This is a genomic window from Mannheimia haemolytica, from assembly GCA_900638155.1.
GTDB lineage: Bacteria > Pseudomonadota > Gammaproteobacteria > Enterobacterales > Pasteurellaceae > Mannheimia > Mannheimia glucosida.
Map to the genome: position 1 here is coordinate 1,609,648 of LR134495.1, position 17,326 is coordinate 1,626,973.

A 17,326-nucleotide genomic window follows, 5' to 3' on the forward strand; every position below is an offset into this window, starting at 1 on the left:
GGCTCAGTGTAAGCCCTTACCCTACGTTAGGGTCAAGGGCTTTTTTGTGGGCGCCGGGTAAAGTTTTCTTGCCGTTTCTTTACGCTCATAGCCTGCTGTTGTTCAGCCGCAGAGCGTTGCCGACCACGGATGCCGAGCTTAGGCTCATCGCCAGTGCGGCAATCATCGGCGAGAGCAGCCAGCCGGTAAAGGGGTACAGCACGCCGGCGGCAACGGGAACCCCCAGGCCGTTGTATAAGAAGGCAAATAACAGGTTTTCCTTCATATTGCGCACGGTGGCCTCAGACAATTTGCGTGCGGTGGCAATACCCCGCAAATCGCCTTTGACCAGCGTGATTTGTGCACTGCTCATTGCCACATCGGTGCCGGTACCCATTGCGATGCCGACATCGGCTTTGGCCAGTGCGGGGGCATCGTTGATGCCGTCGCCTGCCATTGCGACCACCCGCCCTTCGTTCTGAAGCCGCTCGATCAGTGCCAGTTTGTCGGCGGGCTTGACTTCACCGTGCACTTCGTTGATGCCCAGTTTTGCGCCCACGGCGTTTGCCGTGGTCAATCCGTCGCCGGTTGCCATAATGATGCGCAGGCCGGCTGCTTTGAGCGAGGCCAATGCTTCGGGGGTGCTGTCTTTTACAGGATCGGAGACGGCAAGCAGTCCCGCAAGATGTCCGTCCGCAGCCAGATATATCACGCTGGCACCTTCACTGCGCAGGGATTCGGCCTGCTCGAACAGTGGTTCGACGCTAAGCCCGTTCTGCTGCATAAACGCCGTGTTGCCTAGTGCCAGCGCACGCCCTTCAACCACGCCGCTCACGCCGATGCCGCTGCCTGAATCAAACTGTTCGGGTTTGCTCAGCTTCAGCTGTTGTGCCCGTGCGGCCTGCACAATGGCGTCGGCCAGCGGGTGTTCGCTGCCCTGATCCAAGCTGGCGGCCAAACGCAGCACTTCTTCGGCGGAAAAGCCTGCTGCCGCAACGGCACGGTCAAAGGCGGGTCGGCCTTCGGTGAGTGTGCCGGTTTTATCAATCACCAAAGTGTCTACTCGCCGCAAGTTTTCGATAGCGGCGGCATCACGGAACAATATGCCCCTGCCTGCCCCGCGTCCTGTGGCGACCATCACCGACATCGGCGTGGCCAGTCCCAGTGCACAGGGGCAGGCGATAATCAAGACCGCAACGGCGTTGATCAACCCGAACACCCAAGACGGTTGCGGGCCGAACACGCCCCAGACAAAGAAAGTGGCAACGGCGACGGCGACAACCGCCAGTACGAAATAGCCTGCCACCCCGTCGGCCATACGCTGCATCGGTGCTTTGGAGCGCTGCGCCTGGGCCACCATCTGGACAATCTGCGAAAGCACGGTTTCCGAACCGATGCGCTCGGAGCGGATGACGAGCGCACCGCCGGTGTTGAGCGTGGCGCCGATGACTTTGTCGCCGGTGGCTTTGCGCACCGGCAGCGGCTCGCCGGTCAGCATCGATTCATCTACCGAGCTTGCGCCCTCAACCACCACGCCATCGACAGGCACTTTTTCGCCGGGGCGCACACGCAGAAGGTCGCCGATGTGGATGTGGCTGAGCGGCACATCTTCTTCAGCACCGCCCGGGTCGATACGCCGTGCGGTTTTGGGCGCCAGTCCGAGCAGGGTCTTGATTGCCGCCGAAGTCTGCGACCGGGCTTTGAGTTCGAGCATCTGGCCGAGCAAGGTCAGCGAGATGATGACGGCCGCCGCCTCAAAATACACGCCGACCCGCCCCATCGATACAAACGATGCCGGAAAGATGCCGGGTGCAGCGGTGGCAACAACGCTGTAAACGAAGGCTGCACCCGTTCCCAGTGCAATCAGCGTCCACATATTGGGACTACGGTTTGCCAGCGACTGCCAACCCCGTGAGAAAAACGGCAGCCCCGCCCACAGCACGATCGGCAGCGACAGCACCAGCTCTACCCAGCTTTGTGCGGCCATATCAATCAGGTTCAGACGCTCGCCGAACATCGCCAGCACCAGCACTGCCGCCGTCAGGGGCAGCGTGTACCAAAAGCGTCGGGAAAAATCACGCAGCTCCGGATTGTCGTCGTCCAATTCAGGCATCAGCGGCTCCAATGCCATACCGCAAAGAGGGCAGTTGCCGGGGCGGTCTTGCCGGATTTCCGGATGCATCGGGCAGGTGTAGCCCGAAGCAGCCGCTGCATCGGACGGTGTCTGCACAGGGCGGTGCTGTCCGTGTCCGTGTCGGCACTCGTGGTGTTTGGGCGGTTTGTGTGTTTCTTGCTTCATCACAATTTCTCCTGTTGGGTTCATAGGGTCATCACCGGTCGTTTACCAAAAAAGTAGGTACGGATTGGGCCGGTCAGAATGACGGTTTTTTTCAGGCTGCCTGCAAATACCGATGCCGTCTGAAAAAGCAGAAGGTTCAGAACATCGCTTGCCGATGTGTCCGACAAGTCGGCATCATCATTTCCTTGGGGCTTGTTTTAAAGGTTGCCTGAAAACCCCAAATGCCGTCTGAAAAAGCCTTAAACCTGTTTTCAGACGACCTCAAAAGCACCGCTTTATCAAAAGCGGTGTTTTTGCCTTATTGCCCCTACTGTTTTAACCAGTCTTGCATCAGCTTGATTTCAGGTTCTTGGGCTTTGATGATGTCTTGAGCGAGCTTTTTCATTTTTTCGTCTTTGCCGAACTGTAATTGCACTTTTGCCATCTCGACCGCCCCTTGATGATGCGGAATCATTGCTTTGGCAAAGGCAACATCAGGGTTTGGCTCATTGATTGCCGCCATCATCGCCTCGTGGTGCGCCTTGCCTGCGGCATAGGCCTTGGCGTGCGGGGCTTGCGGGTTTTGGGTTGCGGTGTCTTTACCCGCCAGCCAAGCGTTCATCAGGTCGATTTCACTTTGTTGTCCATCAATAATCGCTTGGGCAAGTTTTCTCATTGTTTCGTCTTTGCCAAATTCAAGCTGTACTTTTGCCATCTCAACTGCTCCGATATGGTGCGGAATCATACCTTTGGCAAAAGCGGTATCAGCATCGGCAAGATTGCCCGCTTTGCTCATCTCATCGCCCATCTTGTTCATCATTGCAAGATAGGCTTGGGTATGGGGCGGAGCATTTTGAGTATCCATCGCCATAGCAGAGTGGTTCATATTGGCGTGGTTCACCGCTGCGTGCCCGTTTTGGTTATTTGGGCAGTCGTGGGTGGTTTGGGTGTAGTTATTGTCGCACGCCATCGAGTGCGTCGGCACTTCGTTTTTGCCGTCGGCAAAAGCGGTTGAAGTCGCCAAAACAACAGCGGCAGCGACAAGATGTACGGCACGGTTTTTGATGAATGTCATTGGATTCTCCTTGTCAAAATGGGCATTGATAACATTGGGCAAATGACAGATTCGCCCAATGTCCATTTCACTATTTGGTTTTACGATTCACACGCACAGCCGTTGCAAGTGCAGTCATCACAAATGCAGGGCTTGCCGTTTTGGCATTGGCAGTCCGGACGGCAGTTTTGCCCCGTGCAAGACTGGCAGCCGCAATGGGCGTGTCGGTTTTGAACAAAATCAGCGTTCATAACAGTTTCTCCGAATGTTAAGTTAAAGTGGATTATCAAAACAAAGTGCTTTTAAGCGATTAAAAGCATTGCTTTTTTGTTTTGATGTGTGCATCATAAACCCTAACCTTGCGTTAGGGTCAAGGGTTGTTTTTACTTGATAACATTTTTTTACACACCACTCAATAAGGAGCAACAATGAACATCGGACAAGCGTCTAAATCTACCCAACTTTCCGTCAAACAAATCCGTGATTATGAAAAAGCAGGCTTATTAATTAACCCATCACGCAGTGAAGCAGGTTATCGGATTTATAATTCCAATGACATCGCTCGGCTAAAATTCATCGCCAAAGCCCGCAGCGTCGGTTTTTCGCTTGCACAGATTGGCGAGCTTTTGGCACTGCAAGACAATCCACACCGCACAAGTGCTCAGGTCAAAACGCTCACCGCCAGTCATATTGATTTTTTATCCAATAAAATCAAAGAATTAAAATCAATGCAACACACCCTGCAAGTGTGGAGCGATGCCTGCGGGGGCGATGACAATCCCGACTGCCCTATCTTAAAAGGCTTGGGCGATTTTTAACCACCATCAAAGCAGATGAATGCCATAGCTTGATAACAGCCTTTTACGATGGCACTTGTGGGCTGGTTGTTTTTTAAGGTGTTTTTTGCTGGCTGGGTAGATGAACAATCGGCAGGCGAGTACATTGCAGGTATGATTTTGCTTGGGGTGGCGCCTTGTACGGCAATGGTTTTTGTTTGGTCTCAACTGGTCAAAGGCGACCCCAATTACACGCTGGTGTAAGTGTACTTAAATGATGTGATTATGATTTTTGCCTTTAGCCCCAAAGCGTGCATTTGGATTTGCACTTCGCCCGATTTGGGGGCGGGGATTTGTACATCAACGATTTGCAGGACATCAGGCGAACCTGTTTTTGTAAATTGAATTTGTTTGGTCATTTTTTTACCTTATTTATGAAATGGAATGAGCGTATTTTAATGTATTGAAATTAGGATAAGAATAGCGAAAAATGGGAAGTGGTTTTTTGGATTTGGAAAGGTGGCTTCGGACAATTAAAAAACATTTCAATCATACTTGAAATATTGAAATTTCTTGTTATAATTACGCCTATGAATACGATACAAGCAAGCAAACTCTTTGAGAGCCTGTCTTCTCCGATAAGACTGGCGATTTTTCAACAACTTACCGCCGCAGGCAGTACTGGCATGATTGCTGGCGACTTGGCAAAACAGCTTAACCTTGCCCCGAATAATGTGTCTTTTCATCTAAAAAGCCTGTTGCATTCGGGGCTTGTGCGTGTGGTGCAGGAAGGACGGCACATGCGTTATTTTGCCGAGCTGGATTTGATGATGGCATTGACCCATTTTCTGACCCAAAACTGCTGTTCTCAAACAGGCGAATCTTGCCAGTGATTTTCAGGCAGCCTGAAAAATTATTGCCAAATATTTCTATATTTCTTGAAAGATTGGAGTAACTATGAACATTACCATTTATCACAACCCAAACTGCGGTACTTCACGCAATGTGCTGGCACTCATCCGCCACGCTGGTATTGAGCCACAAGTGATTGAATATTTGAAAAATCCGCCAAGTGAAACGATTTTGCGTAATTTAATCAAACGCATGGGCATCACGCCCCGCCAGTTACTTAGGACGAATGTAGTGCCGTATGAAACGCTTGGTTTGCAAAACGAAAAGTTAAGCGATGACGAACTCATTTCCGCCATGCTTTGTGAACCGATTTTAATCAATCGTCCGATTGTGGTGAGCGAAAAAGGCGTGAAATTATGCCGTCCGTCCGAAACAGTTTTGGCATTTTTACCGCCTTTTGCGATCCCGTTTGTCAAAGAAGACGGCGAAATTATTAATCATAAGGAGTAAATCATGGGGTTGTTTGAACGTTTTTTAAGCCTTTGGGTGGCGTTGGCGATTGTGCTGGGCGTGGTTTTGGGTGTTTGGTTGCCCAATGTATTTCAATGGGTTGCATCTTTGGAAGTGGCTCATGTGAATTTGCCTGTGGCGATACTGATTTGGCTGATGATTTATCCGATGATGATTCAGATTGATTGGTCGGCAATCAAAGACGTGGGCAAAAAACCAAAGGGCTTATTTTTAACCTTATTTATCAACTGGTTGGTCAAGCCGTTTACGATGGCGGTGTTCGGCTGGTTGTTTTTTCGGGTGTTTTTTGCAGGTTGGGTGGACGCACAGTCGGCACAAGAATACATTGCCGGCATGATTTTGCTGGGTGTGGCACCGTGTACGGCAATGGTGTTTGTGTGGTCGCAACTGGTCAAAGGCGACCCCAATTACACTTTGGTGCAGGTTTCGGTCAATGATTTGATTATGATTGTGGCGTATGCTCCGATTGCAGGCGTATTGCTCGGCGTAAGCGACATAGAAATTCCGTGGAATACCTTGATTTTAAGCACGGTTTTGTATGTGCTGTTGCCCTTGCTGGCAGGCTGGCTTACCCGCTCTTATTTACAAAAATCGGGTAAATCGGTGGCACAATTTTCAGGCAGCCTAAAACCCTTTTCCGTGATGGGCTTGATTTTGACGGTGGTGTTGCTATTCGCCTTTCAAGCCCAAACCATTATTGCCAACCCTTTGATTATTCTGCTGATTGCTATTCCCCTGCTGGCACAGACTTACGGCATTTTTGCCTTGGCTCACGTTTTGGCAAAATGGCTCAAATTACCACACGAAATTTCCGCCCCTGCGTGCTTGATTGGCACGAGTAATTTTTTTGAATTGGCGGTGGCGGTGGCAATTTCTTTGTTCGGTTTGCATTCTGGGGCGGCATTGGCAACGGTGGTCGGTGTGCTGGTGGAAGTGCCTGTGATGCTCTCGCTGGTGTGGTGGATAAACCGAAAATCGCTGGGGAATAAAGGGGTGTAGGTTTTTCAGGCAGCCTGAAAGTTATTTTGCAAAATTTAAAAATAAAAACACCGCTTGAACATCAATCCAAACGGTGTTTTAAATTAACTGACTTTTAATTCCGCCCAAGCCCTTTTGGTGATTTCTTGACTGGCTTGTAATGCCAAAAATGCCAAAACAAACGCCACAATTAAATCAGGATATTTTGATTGAAAAAAATAAACTGCCATACCCGCCAAAATTACCGCCACATTACCAATCGCATCGTTTCGGGAACACACCCACACACTGCGGACATTGCTGTCGCCATCACGAAATTTTAATAATATCAACAATGCCGACACATTGACCAATAACGCCAAAAATCCCACAATGCTCATTTCAGAATAACTGGGCATTTCCCCATAAAACACACGATAAATGGTCGTCATTAAAATAAATAAACCAAAACCGCCCATCGTTAGCCCCTTAACCATAGATGCTTTGGCTCGGTAACTTAACGCCATTGGCAAAACAATCAAACTTATCAAATAATTGGCACTGTCGCCCAAGAAATCCAAACTGTCTGACAACAGCGAAGTTGAACCCGATTTAACCCCCATCACAATTTCCACAAAAAACATTGATAAATTTAATATCAAGACAATCCACAAGGCTTTTTTGTACTTGGGCGATTGATGAATGGGCTGATTTGAACCACAACAATTTTGACACGCCATTTTTTGCTCCTGTTTTAAGATGAAATTTGCTATACTATAAACCCCGTAGTCATTACAGGGTCAAGCCAAAATGTCAAAATTTTTTAAAATAAAACAAGCCAGTGAACAAACAGGCGTACATTTGGAAACCATTCGTTATTATGAAAAACAAGGCTTAATCGCCCCTACACATCAACAAAACGGCTATCGTGTGTTTGATGAAAATCAGTTAGAACAATTACGCTTTATTAAAACTTGCCGTAATATCGGTCTTTCTTTAAGTAACATCAAAACGCTGTTGCAATTACAACAAACGCCTAACAAACAATGCAATGAAATCAATGCACTTGCCGAGCAACATTTGGCATATTTGGACGAACAAATCACAGAACTACAACAAGTTAAAACTTTTTTAATGCAATTTGTGGGTTGTGAAAATAAAACGGTTGATAAGTGTCAGATTATTCAAGGTATTAAAGAAAAAGAATAGCGGAATATTTTTCAGGCAGCCTGAAACCTTTTTCCATTATGGGTTTGATTTTGACGGTGGTGTTGCTGTTTGCCTTTCAAACCCAAACCATTATTGCCAATCCCTTGATTATTTTGCTGATTGCCATTCCCTTGCTGGCACAGACTTACGGCATTTTTGCCTTGGCTCACGTTTTGGCAAAATAGCTCAAATTACCACACGAAATTTCCGCCCCTGCGTGCTTGATTGGCACGAGTAATTTTTTTGAATTGGCGGTGGCAATTTCTTTGTTCGGTTTGCACTCGGGGGCGGCATTGGCAACGGTGGTCGGTGTGCTGGTGGAAGTGCCTGTGATGCTCTCGCTAGTGTGGTGGCTTAATCGGCAGGTAAAATAACGATGTGCCGTCTGAAACTTATTTTTCAGACGGCATATTTACCTTAAAACAATCAAACCTTTACCAAAATCTTCCCAATCTGTGCATTGCTTTCCATATAACGGTGAGCTTCCGCCATTTCATCAAAAGCAAAAACTTTGTCAATTTCTGGTTTTAATTGACAGCTTGCTAAGCCGTCAAACACGAATTTTTTCGCTTGAGCGAGTTTTTCTGGTACGGTAGTGATTTCAAACAATTCATAGCCTCGCACGGTTAAGTGTTTGCCTAAAATTGGGAACACAGGCACGGCGATATCATCGTGGCTTAATGCACCGTAGATGATGTATTTGCCGTCTTGTGTCATTGCGTTGATAATTTTTGCTGCTTCTTTGCCACCCACAGGGTCGAACACTAAATTCACGCCTTTGCCGTTTGTAATTTCTAGTAATTTAGCCGTAACGTCATCTTCTTTGGTGGCAATCACAAAATCCGCCCCTTTCTGTAAAAGCACATCGCCTTTGGCGTGCGTGCGAGACAGAGCAATCACGTTTGCCCCTTGCATTTTGGCGATTTGAATGGCGGCAATGCCTACCGAGCTGGTCGCTCCGCCCAATACAACAAAATCGCCTTTTTGCACCTTGCCAAATTCAATCAAACCGCCGTATGCGGTTACAAACATCATCCAACTTGCCGCAGCTTGATAGAAATAATATGTATTCTGAAAGCGTTGTTAGTCTATTATATTGATGACTAAGAGATACGGCAGAATAAATATCAATAAATTGAGTCCTACCTTTCATTAACACACTTTTTTTGTATTGATTACATTCTTTTGCTTTTTTACATTTATTCTCATATGCCGAATAAGAGATTCTAATTGGTTTTCTGTTAAGAGTACTTTGTTATGAATTAGATCACTAATAACAAGATTATTCTGTTTTTCCCAATTCATTATCCACTGTATAGTTCCCAGCTTATTTCTAATTGTGTTTACTGCGGATTGATTACGTAGTTCCACAGTTACCCATAAGGTTGAATAAAAATCAGGAATACCAGTTTTAACATTAACCAATATAGGAAAACGTTCTCCATTTGAAAAAAAGGACTGTTTCTAATCTATACATATTCATTTAATTTACAAAAATATCATATATAAATACTATCAAATTAAAGATGTTGTGTCGAAATTAATGTAAAAAAAGAGAACCCTTTTAAAATAAAGGGTTCTCTATATTTATATGGGTTTTATTTTACAGTTTTAAATTATATGTAACTCAGAACGGAATATCATCATCAAAGTTATCCATTGGTAAATCTTGTGGATGTGTTGCTTTTGGAGATTGGCTCATAGCTTGATAGTTAGATTGTTGTCCATCTACGCTATTTGTAGCATTACGGCTATCTAACATTTGTAATAGTTCACCTTGGATTTCGGTTGTATAACGCTCTTGCCCGTTTTGGTCTTGCCACTTACGTGTCCGTAATTTTCCTTCGATATAAATTTTAGAGCCTTTACGTAGGTACTGACCACAAATTTCAGCATAACGGCGATAAAAAACGATACGATGCCATTCAGTGACTTCTCGACGTTCTCCGGTATTTTTATCCGTCCAACTTTCAGAAGTTGCCACACTAATATTAGCAACTGCTTCACCATTAGGCATAGTCCGCATTTCAGGATCGTTGCCAAGATTACCGACAATAATCACTTTATTGATTCCTGCCATCGTATTTACTCCTTCAATAAATTAAGTTAGTTCTATTAAACTTGATTCAGCCTAAGAAAAAAGTATTTAATTAAAATTTGGTTAGAGTGAATTTTTCATTTTTACGTGTGCAATCACTTATTCCTCCGTTGTAAAGGCTTTTTCTTCGTGAAGGTAAGGGGCTTGTACCCTTACCTTTAAAAGGCCTTTTAATGCAGGATTTACAAACTGCACTTTTTCAGGTATTACAAACTTGAATATGTCCTAATTAACGGACTGTTTGTTTTACCACGTCAGCCCACCGTGGTTGGCGTTTACACACAACCAATATAGGAGTTATTATATATAAATTTACTACGAATTTAAGTCTGATTTCGCAACGGCATTATCTACCTCTTTCAACTTTTCAGCACAATCTGCCAACTGTCGCAAAATATGATTAAACACCGAAATCTGCATATTAATCAAAATCCTGTCTTTTTCTACTGCGACAACTTTTTTCCTCACCTCCACTGGGACAGACTTATCATCTACAATCGGCTGCCAAACTGTGCCACCGGTTCTGGCATTTTGCATACTACGCCAGCGTAAAAATGTACCGCCTGAGGATGAGGCCTTATCCTTAATCATATAAACAGCCAAAGGTGAAAGATCCTGCCGCACAGACTGCACCATACTATCCTGTGCAGCCATAAAATAAGCCCGAGCTTGAGTGAACTGTTCTTGCAAAAGTTCATAGTCTGAGCCAGTGTCAAAATGGCTAAATAGCTGTTTCAGAGAAGTATTCAGCCCAGAATCTTTGACTAATTGCCGATAAATTTCATCAGAGATGAGGTTCATATCACTCCTTATTTTTGAGATTCATTTGTCTGTGCCGTGATATGGGTTTCTACGGATTGCTCTTCTTCAACAGTAGTGTTTTGCTTGATGAAGGGAGCAAACTCAGCACGATGCTCACCGGTAAGTACAGCATCTGAGAGTGTATAGCCCATTCGTTTTATCGCAGCTTGATAGCGAGCATTCTTTTCTTGATAGTCCCGACGAGTGATTCCTGAACTCTTATAACGCTCAACGATCCCAAAACATTTCCGGATTAACCTTGCACCAGCTTCAATCCAATCTTGAGCTTCTGCACGATTGATAATCGCAATATGAGCTGCCGTCATTACTGAACGGCAAAGGCTATCAAAATCACCAAGTAAGTAGAGTAATTGATACCCTAGCTGTGAATTAACATAAATCGGGTAAGAAATCGGGGAAATATTGGCACAGCGTTCAATAGAAATTCCCTCCGGCAACATTTTGGCGTAGAGCGTGACAATGTCGTTGGTGAGCTTTTGGATTTCCTTCCGATAATTGATCACACTTTCTTCAAATTGAATCAGATAATCGTCAGCATAAGGATCATCTTCTGATGCAGCCCGTTGAATTTGGGTTAGCATTGCAAAGCAATTTGGTACGCTGATAATGGAGGATTGAGTTACTTTGCCTTCCTCATTACGAATCATTGGTCGCCCCACCCATAATTTATGGGCATATTGGGTATGTAACGTAAAAGTGATCTCACTACGAAGTGGACCAAGTTGAGGATCTAATTGAGTGGTCATATATGCTCCTTGTTTATTTGATTATTTTTTAGTCTTTGGAAAGGGGCTTTCCATTGTCTGTTTTTTAATCTTTGCAGACACTGCCTACGCTGTTTATTTTTTATCCATTGTGTACCTGGTACACACTGATTATTTTTCACTCACTATTAAGCCCCTTAACAGTGATTGTTTTTTAATCTTATTGTAAAAGTAATTCAGCTCTAAACTTCTGCATACGACTAGCCATTTGCTCTCTGTCTGCTGAAGTTAAGACCGGTTTCTCAGTAGGCTGCTCAGTCAGTTTTTGTATAGAATGAGCAGAATTATTGTTAGCCTGATTCTGTGAGGGAAGATTTTTTCCTAATTCAAAATAGTAGGGTTTAAATTCACCCTGCTTCGCCCGCTGGATAAGCGTATAGAGATAACCTTTCGGTTTTTTCACATCCTGCTTTTGAATAATGCGTTGTTGTGCTTCCAACAAAATAGCTTGGCATAAACCGAGGTCTAATCCCTTCATTGCCTGTGCAGTAAGTTTTTGTTCAAGTGAAGTTAATGGGATTTCTTGTGGCCAAGTAATTTCGCTCGGTTCCCCAGTACAGTACTTATTAATATATAAAGTACGGTACTGTACATCTGACTTCCCTAATGGAAGTAAGTCTAAAATCAATGACTTATCTTCATTTTTAGCCCTAACTCCCTTATTGGAAGTCTGGTTTTTAGAGGATTTTTTCCTGACTTCCTCATCAAAATCCCTAACTTCCATAGTGGAAGTTAGGATGTTTTGTTGAATTTTGCTTAATTCTTGTTCTGTTTGCGATGGCTGTTTATCTTTCACCAGCTGCTGTTGCTGGTATATCTGATAACGACTTTGTAAACAGTCTAAATGAGAGACATAGTGCCATTTGGTTTTGTCTGTTATTAGACTTTCAACAATATGATTTGCCACACCATTAATAAGGCTATCTTTATGTTTGGTGCATTTATCTAAAAAAGAGAGATAGTCGCTATTTAATTGAATTGCATCTAAAATTGGCACAGGTTCATCATGTAGGATATAAACATTACCTTGTACATAACCTCGCTCATCACGCACTGTTTCACATAAAGTAAGCCAGCGAGTAAGACGGAGTAAATAGAGTGTTTGAGTCACGACTTTTTCCGATAATTTAGCCTCCGCATAAGGTCTATCGGATAACATTTTGCTGAGCGTCTCATAAGAGGGAAATAATCCTCCTTGAAAGGCTTGAACATTGCACTTAATGAGCTGCCAAGCAAACTTTGCTCTTGGTGTAAGGCAGGGATCTTGTAATAATCGAGTAGGGACTGTTTCGTGTTGGTTGCCAAAAAATAGCAATCCATGCTCTGTTGGCTTATTCGTGCTGCTAAACATTGTTTCTCTCCACCAGGATAAAAGAGTTTTTCTCTTGCTATTCTCTCTCCTATGGCTATAATGCACGGGACTTCTGCAAAGTCCTTGTAATTCATAAGATAGAGATACAAGACTCAATATCGAATGCCCCAAAGCTCCAACTTCGGGGCATTTATTTTTTACTTATGTTTTGAATACCATTCGGAAACCAGTTTCCAAACAACCGTTAGATTCATATTGCCTTCCTCAGCAATCAGACACAGAAGCTCTAATCCTTCTTGTGAATCTAGGATTTCCATTCGTTGTTTGTATCTTTGCCAAATTTCCCAAATATGGGTAGATTCTTCATCACTTGCTGCCGCTTTTCGTCCCATTTTTTCTTCGATACCGAGTAATTGACGGCGAGCCGAGACTTCAGAGGTTGATAAACCAAAATACTGGTGCAACATTTCAATAGAGGCTCCGAGCAATAATGCTCGGTCAATAATTTGTCGCTGTTGAGTATTGGCTTGTGCAATAGCCAGTAATTTCCAAAAGGTTTCGTGATTAATCTCCACCTTAGCAAAAGAGACAACGGAGTTGCTAATATCCATAATTTCATCAATACTGAGATTATTGATCGCTTTTAGTTGCTCCTCAGAAAATCCCATTTTTAGACAAGGATGGATATTTCCCTCTTTAATATTGAGCAGGGCGTTACCAATCAATGCTTCATTTACGGTAATCGGCTTAATCATTTTCTCCTCCTTGTTGGCGAATATGGCGACTGACCCGAATGAGACGGAAAATTTTGACTAAGGTAAGATCATCAAGCTCAAACAGGAATTTGGAATCTAAGACACAGCTATTTTCATCTTTATGTTCAGCAGTCTGTAACATTGAGAGGAATGAGTAGAGTGTTAAAGCAGACGGTGAAAGTTCAGTATCTGCCGGTTTCATTGCATAAGTGTAATCCACTGGTTGTTTCACAATATGTTCAACCAGATGGTCAATGCCCATACTTTCGGCAATATCTAAGGCCAGTGAGTAGGCCTCTGAGCGATATTGACGTGCGGGGTGAATCAACCAAATATCTTCAACCGGTTGGCGACCTTCACAAGCAAAAGTCAGTCCATTCGCTTCAGCTCGTTGCTCTCGCTGTTCTTGAATACTCATTCCCGGAGTGAGTCCAAAGTTATGGGCAATTTGGGATAGATAATCTTCTTGATTATCTTGGTTATCGAGCAATGAAGAGCCAAGCTGAGATAAATCAGTAATAGCGTTATTCTGCTCATCATCACTTTCGTTATCATCAATTACCTCATCAATAATATGTTGAGCTTTTTGGGGAGTAACGGCTTTATTTTCATTTTTGATGAGAGGTTCAGATTTTGCAGTTTGTTGTTCCTGTCTGGTATTGATTTGATCGACTGTTTTTTCAACTAAATTATCAATTTCTTGTTGTTTAGCCGCTATTTTTTTGAATTTTTGTTCATCTAAGTCAATATCCAGATAAAGTGTTTCAAAACTCACTTTACCCTCTAAAGCTTCAACCATTGCCGTAATCAATTCACTTTGGAATTCTTTTGCTTGAAATGGTGTAGCCTCATTAAATTTGGATAAATTTTCTGACCAGAGCGATTCAAAAGTAACATCAGTATCAAATTGATGGGCTGCCCATACCTCTTCAGCATTATTACGAATAGCTAATAGTTTATCGATCTGTGTATGACCAAGACCACTAAAAAGAACTTCTGGTATATGTGGATATAAGTAATTAACACAACGTTCCATTTTAAGAATGAGAGCATGAGAGATAATATATCCATCATTTTCTAACTCAGAAGATAACTCTCTCGAAGAAAGAGACTTACCTAATTTTTTCTCGTAATACTCCTTCGCCTGCAAAATCCCCAATGCTTTTTCAATAAATGACAAATCCGCACGGGTATCATTTTCAATCAAATGCCCGATAAGTAAATTGAGTTCAGCTTCGACACTGTCGGCAGTATCACCTTGCCAAGGTTTATATTGACAACTGATGGACCAAAATTTTGGATCTTTGGTCTCGGTAAAGAGCTCCTTGAGTGCCTGAATACGAGTATTACCACCGTCAGCGATAATATAGAAATCTTCTCCCGGACGACGGGTGATATTCGGCTTATGATCTAACCCTCGACGACGAATAGACTCTTTGATCATCTCAAAGTTAGGGTTACGGGTTTTCCGAGGGTTATGCTCATACGGACGCAACTTATCCAGCGTTACTGTAATATATTCAACATCGCTACTGTAATGCGTTGGTGTGGCTGTTTGGTAGGATGGAGCCGTATTTGAAATAGGTGAAACATTTAATCCTTTTGCTATCGCTGCCAGTCTTTTTTCATCTTTTGTCATAATCTATCCTAATGCGTTGTGTTTGTTCTGTTTTCAAATAGGGCAAATTCACTTCTGAAATTCGTCATTACGGAAGTAAGTGGTCCGTTTCTTTGCTTGCCGATAATGATTTCAGCAGTGCCTTTAAACGGAGAATCCGCATCATAAACTTCATCTCGGTAGATGAATAAAATGACATCGGCATCTTGCTCAAGTGAGCCGGATTCCCGTAAATCAGAGTTGATCGGGCGTTTATTGGCACGTTGTTCCACAGACCGGTTCAGCTGAGAGAGGGCATAAACCGGACAATCCATCTCTTTTGCCAGTAATTTGAGTGAACGAGAGATGTTGGCAATTTCTAAATTGCGATTTTCATAACGTTGCGAGGTTTGCATTAACTGAATGTAATCAATGAAAATAGCTGCCGGTTTGCCATATTTACGAGCATTTTGTCGAACTTTAGTGCGTAATTTTTGAGGCGTGAGACTACCTTCATCATCAATAACTAAACGATTTTTCCAATGTTCTAGGATATAGCCCATTGCTGAGGTTAGTTTTGACCATTCCTCATCATCCAAACTGTCTGCCTGTCTAATATTTTGCAATCCCACTCTGGCACGCATAGCTAGAAAACGTTGTAAAATCTGATCTGCCGGCATTTCCATGCTGTGATAGAACACAGGAGCCGACTCGAATTTTTTAAGTGTATGGTAAGCGATAGTTTGAGAAAATGCGGTTTTTCCCATAGAAGGGCGGGCACCAATCACGATTAAATCGCCTGGCTGTCCACCTGTTGTCGCTTCGTCAATACCTTGAATACCAGTTGGAGTACCTGTCACAGGATCTCCATTTTTAGCCGAGAGTTCCATACGAGAGAGCATATTGGCAAAAATATCACTTAAATCTGCTGCAGATTTTGTATTATCTGATAGGCTAAACTCAGTAATTTTTTTCTCAATGTCATCAACAACAGCTTCAAACTTATCTGGCGTTTTCGCACTCTGTGTCTGATCAACAATAAACTGCCCCAGTTTTAAAAGCTGTCGCTGTTTACTATATAAGAGAACGATATCCGTATAAGCGTGGATATTAGCTGTAGATGGAGTGTTTTTGACTATTTCTGCAAGATAAGCAAATCCGCCCAAATCCTCGATCACTTTTTTCTGGGTAAGGTATTGATCCAATGTCAATATATCTGCTGGTTTACCGGCTTCAATCAATTCGGAAATATGCTTAAACAGTAGACGGTGAGTAAAATTATAAAAATCCCCCTCATTGATTTTGCTACTCACTTCATCAAAGAGTTCATTATCCAAGAGTAATCCACCGATTACTGAAAATTCAGCCTCTATAGAATGCGGCTGTACAAGTGATTTATTTAAGCTAGACATACATTCTCCCTCTATGCTGAGAAGTGAGAGTTTGCAAACTGTGGCATCAGTAACGCACAAAGCTGACTGATCGTTTCATATTCAGCTTGGCTCTGACGATAGACCGGTTTTGAAAAAGTTGCCGCTTCACGATATGCCACGCGGTCAGGTACCGAAAATTCCAGCAATGTTTTGTTTTCATCAAACTCATTTTGGAAGAGAGTATGAAGGTAGTCGGAAACCAATTTGACATCTTTAGTGTGATCAACACAGTTAATCATCGCTTTCAGCGGTGGTAGGGTAAAGCCAAATGCCGTAAAGGTTTCGAGGTCTTGATACATTCCAATCGTGCCACGAATAAACTCCTTAGCAGATAAAATGTGGGGAAGAATAGGACAGAATAAAACATCTGCTGCCAATACAGACATATCGACAGTAATATCTCTGGTACCACGAGTGTCAATAATGATGACATCATAACCTTCAATTTTCTGGAGCAGTAAACTAAAACGTAATGCACCGTCAGGTGAATCTCTCAGCATTGGGCTGATTTTATTTGACGGGTCATTAGACTGGATCAAGTCAAGATTTGGGATAGTCGTTCTAGAAATAATGTGGGTAGGATCTACATCTTTAAAATGCAGAAATTCGTAAGTTCCACCGGGAGCTTGATATTCCAACTCATAATAAGAGCTTAATGTGGGTTGGGTATCGGTATCAATAAGAAGGGTTCTTAGACCGTGTTCTGCACAGAATGCACCAATGTTAGCAGCATTCGTACTCTTGGCAGAGCCACCTTTAGTTGAAGCAATAGTAATGGTAAAAGGTTTGTTTGTACCGTTTTGTAATGGTTTCATAATTTACTCTCTTAACAAGGGTTAAGGAGTATTGGCCATTAATACGGTGTATTTGAATTGATTATTTGAAAGAGAGAAACTACAAGTGTGATTC

At 43.5% G+C, this 17,326-nt stretch carries 18 protein-coding genes and 3 pseudogenes; 7 read left to right on the plus strand and 14 right to left on the minus strand.

All coding sequences use genetic code 11. The features are described 5' to 3' along the window. Positions 1–85: 85 nt before the first annotated feature. The 3 genes from EL242_RS07920 to EL242_RS11590 form a co-directional block, all read right to left on the minus strand. Positions 86–2,161 carry a copper-transporting P-type ATPase gene (locus EL242_RS07920; protein WP_126302736.1) on the minus strand — a complete coding sequence of 692 codons (2,076 nt, stop codon included), beginning with the start codon at positions 2,159–2,161 and terminating at the stop codon, positions 86–88. 424 nt (positions 2,162–2,585) lie between these two features. Then, positions 2,586–3,332, minus strand: a complete 747-nt coding sequence (locus EL242_RS07925) for a DUF305 domain-containing protein (RefSeq protein WP_025342476.1) — start codon at positions 3,330–3,332, stop codon at positions 2,586–2,588. A gap of 70 nt (positions 3,333–3,402) precedes the next feature. Further along, the gene (locus tag EL242_RS11590) at positions 3,403–3,549 is read right to left on the minus strand and encodes a hypothetical protein (protein WP_005612067.1); all 147 of its coding nucleotides are present in this window, start codon (positions 3,547–3,549) and stop codon (positions 3,403–3,405) included. Positions 3,550–3,739: 190 nt separating this feature from the next. Between EL242_RS11590 and cueR the strand changes: the two genes are divergently transcribed. Together cueR and EL242_RS07935 are read left to right on the plus strand one after the other, a co-directional pair. Continuing rightward, positions 3,740–4,129 (plus strand): Cu(I)-responsive transcriptional regulator, encoded by a 390-nt coding sequence (cueR, locus tag EL242_RS07930; protein WP_005612063.1) that lies wholly within the window; start codon positions 3,740–3,742, stop codon positions 4,127–4,129. Between the two features lie 36 nt (positions 4,130–4,165). Further along, positions 4,166–4,348 (plus strand): annotated as a pseudogene (locus EL242_RS07935) (arsenic resistance protein); the annotation flags it as partial. On the opposite strand, the gene EL242_RS07940 reads toward EL242_RS07935, so the two are convergent. Then, complete coding sequence (locus tag EL242_RS07940) at positions 4,336–4,506, minus strand: hypothetical protein (protein WP_220186751.1); 171 nt, start codon at positions 4,504–4,506, stop codon at positions 4,336–4,338. The pseudogene EL242_RS07935 and the gene EL242_RS07940 sit on opposite strands and share 13 nt — an antisense overlap. Before the next feature lie 171 nt (positions 4,507–4,677). On the opposite strand from EL242_RS07940, the gene EL242_RS07945 reads away from it, so the two are divergent. From EL242_RS07945 to arsB, 3 genes are all read left to right on the plus strand, one after another. Further along, on the plus strand, positions 4,678–4,980 hold the full coding sequence (locus EL242_RS07945; protein ID WP_014550505.1) for an ArsR/SmtB family transcription factor: 303 nt from the start codon (positions 4,678–4,680) through the stop codon (positions 4,978–4,980). A 64-nt stretch (positions 4,981–5,044) separates the two neighbouring features. Next, complete coding sequence (gene arsC, locus EL242_RS07950) at positions 5,045–5,449, plus strand: arsenate reductase (glutaredoxin) (RefSeq protein WP_125134848.1); 405 nt, start codon at positions 5,045–5,047, stop codon at positions 5,447–5,449. Positions 5,450–5,452: 3 nt separating this feature from the next. Further along, positions 5,453–6,469: an ACR3 family arsenite efflux transporter gene (arsB, locus tag EL242_RS07955; protein ID WP_047977622.1), complete on the plus strand. Its 1,017-nt coding sequence runs from the start codon at positions 5,453–5,455 to the stop codon at positions 6,467–6,469. An 83-nt stretch (positions 6,470–6,552) separates the two neighbouring features. On the opposite strand, the gene EL242_RS07960 is transcribed toward arsB, so the two are convergent. Then, entirely contained in the window at positions 6,553–7,167 is a 615-nt protein-coding gene (locus tag EL242_RS07960) for a cation diffusion facilitator family transporter (RefSeq protein ID WP_025329030.1), read from the minus strand. Between the two features lie 70 nt (positions 7,168–7,237). Between EL242_RS07960 and EL242_RS07965 the strand changes: the two genes are divergently transcribed. Both EL242_RS07965 and EL242_RS11595 read left to right on the plus strand, forming a co-directional pair. After that, positions 7,238–7,636: a Cd(II)/Pb(II)-responsive transcriptional regulator gene (locus EL242_RS07965; protein ID WP_010907411.1), complete on the plus strand. Its 399-nt coding sequence runs from the start codon at positions 7,238–7,240 to the stop codon at positions 7,634–7,636. 14 nt (positions 7,637–7,650) lie between these two features. Next, a pseudogene (locus EL242_RS11595) lies at positions 7,651–8,010 on the plus strand (arsenical-resistance protein); the annotation flags it as partial. Between the two features lie 52 nt (positions 8,011–8,062). Here the strand turns inward: EL242_RS11595 and EL242_RS07975 are convergent. The 9 genes and pseudogenes from EL242_RS07975 to EL242_RS08020 form a co-directional block, all read right to left on the minus strand. Beyond that, positions 8,063–8,689: pseudogene (locus EL242_RS07975) on the minus strand (zinc-dependent alcohol dehydrogenase family protein); the annotation flags it as partial. Positions 8,690–9,263: 574 nt separating this feature from the next. Further along, entirely contained in the window at positions 9,264–9,716 is a 453-nt protein-coding gene (gene ssb / locus EL242_RS07985) for a single-stranded DNA-binding protein (RefSeq protein ID WP_012340854.1), read from the minus strand. Between the two features lie 333 nt (positions 9,717–10,049). Continuing rightward, a complete protein-coding gene (locus EL242_RS07990; RefSeq protein WP_012340855.1) occupies positions 10,050–10,535 on the minus strand; it encodes a DUF3158 family protein in 486 nt (161 codons plus the stop codon). An 8-nt stretch (positions 10,536–10,543) separates the two neighbouring features. After that, on the minus strand, positions 10,544–11,302 hold the full coding sequence (locus EL242_RS07995) for a PFL_4669 family integrating conjugative element protein (RefSeq protein WP_012340856.1): 759 nt from the start codon (positions 11,300–11,302) through the stop codon (positions 10,544–10,546). 178 nt (positions 11,303–11,480) lie between these two features. Continuing rightward, positions 11,481–12,671: an STY4528 family pathogenicity island replication protein gene (locus tag EL242_RS08000; protein WP_012340857.1), complete on the minus strand. Its 1,191-nt coding sequence runs from the start codon at positions 12,669–12,671 to the stop codon at positions 11,481–11,483. Between the two features lie 158 nt (positions 12,672–12,829). Further along, a complete protein-coding gene (locus EL242_RS08005) occupies positions 12,830–13,387 on the minus strand; it encodes a DUF2857 domain-containing protein (RefSeq protein ID WP_012340858.1) in 558 nt (185 codons plus the stop codon). Further along, entirely contained in the window at positions 13,380–15,026 is a 1,647-nt protein-coding gene (locus EL242_RS08010; protein WP_012340859.1) for a ParB family protein, read from the minus strand. Before EL242_RS08010 ends, EL242_RS08005 begins: the two co-directional genes overlap by 8 nt. An 8-nt stretch (positions 15,027–15,034) precedes the next feature. Beyond that, the gene (gene dnaB, locus EL242_RS08015; RefSeq protein ID WP_012340860.1) at positions 15,035–16,396 is read right to left on the minus strand and encodes a replicative DNA helicase; all 1,362 of its coding nucleotides are present in this window, start codon (positions 16,394–16,396) and stop codon (positions 15,035–15,037) included. Positions 16,397–16,407: 11 nt separating this feature from the next. Next, on the minus strand, positions 16,408–17,232 hold the full coding sequence (locus tag EL242_RS08020) for a ParA family protein (RefSeq protein WP_012340861.1): 825 nt from the start codon (positions 17,230–17,232) through the stop codon (positions 16,408–16,410). Positions 17,233–17,326: the final 94 nt, after the last annotated feature.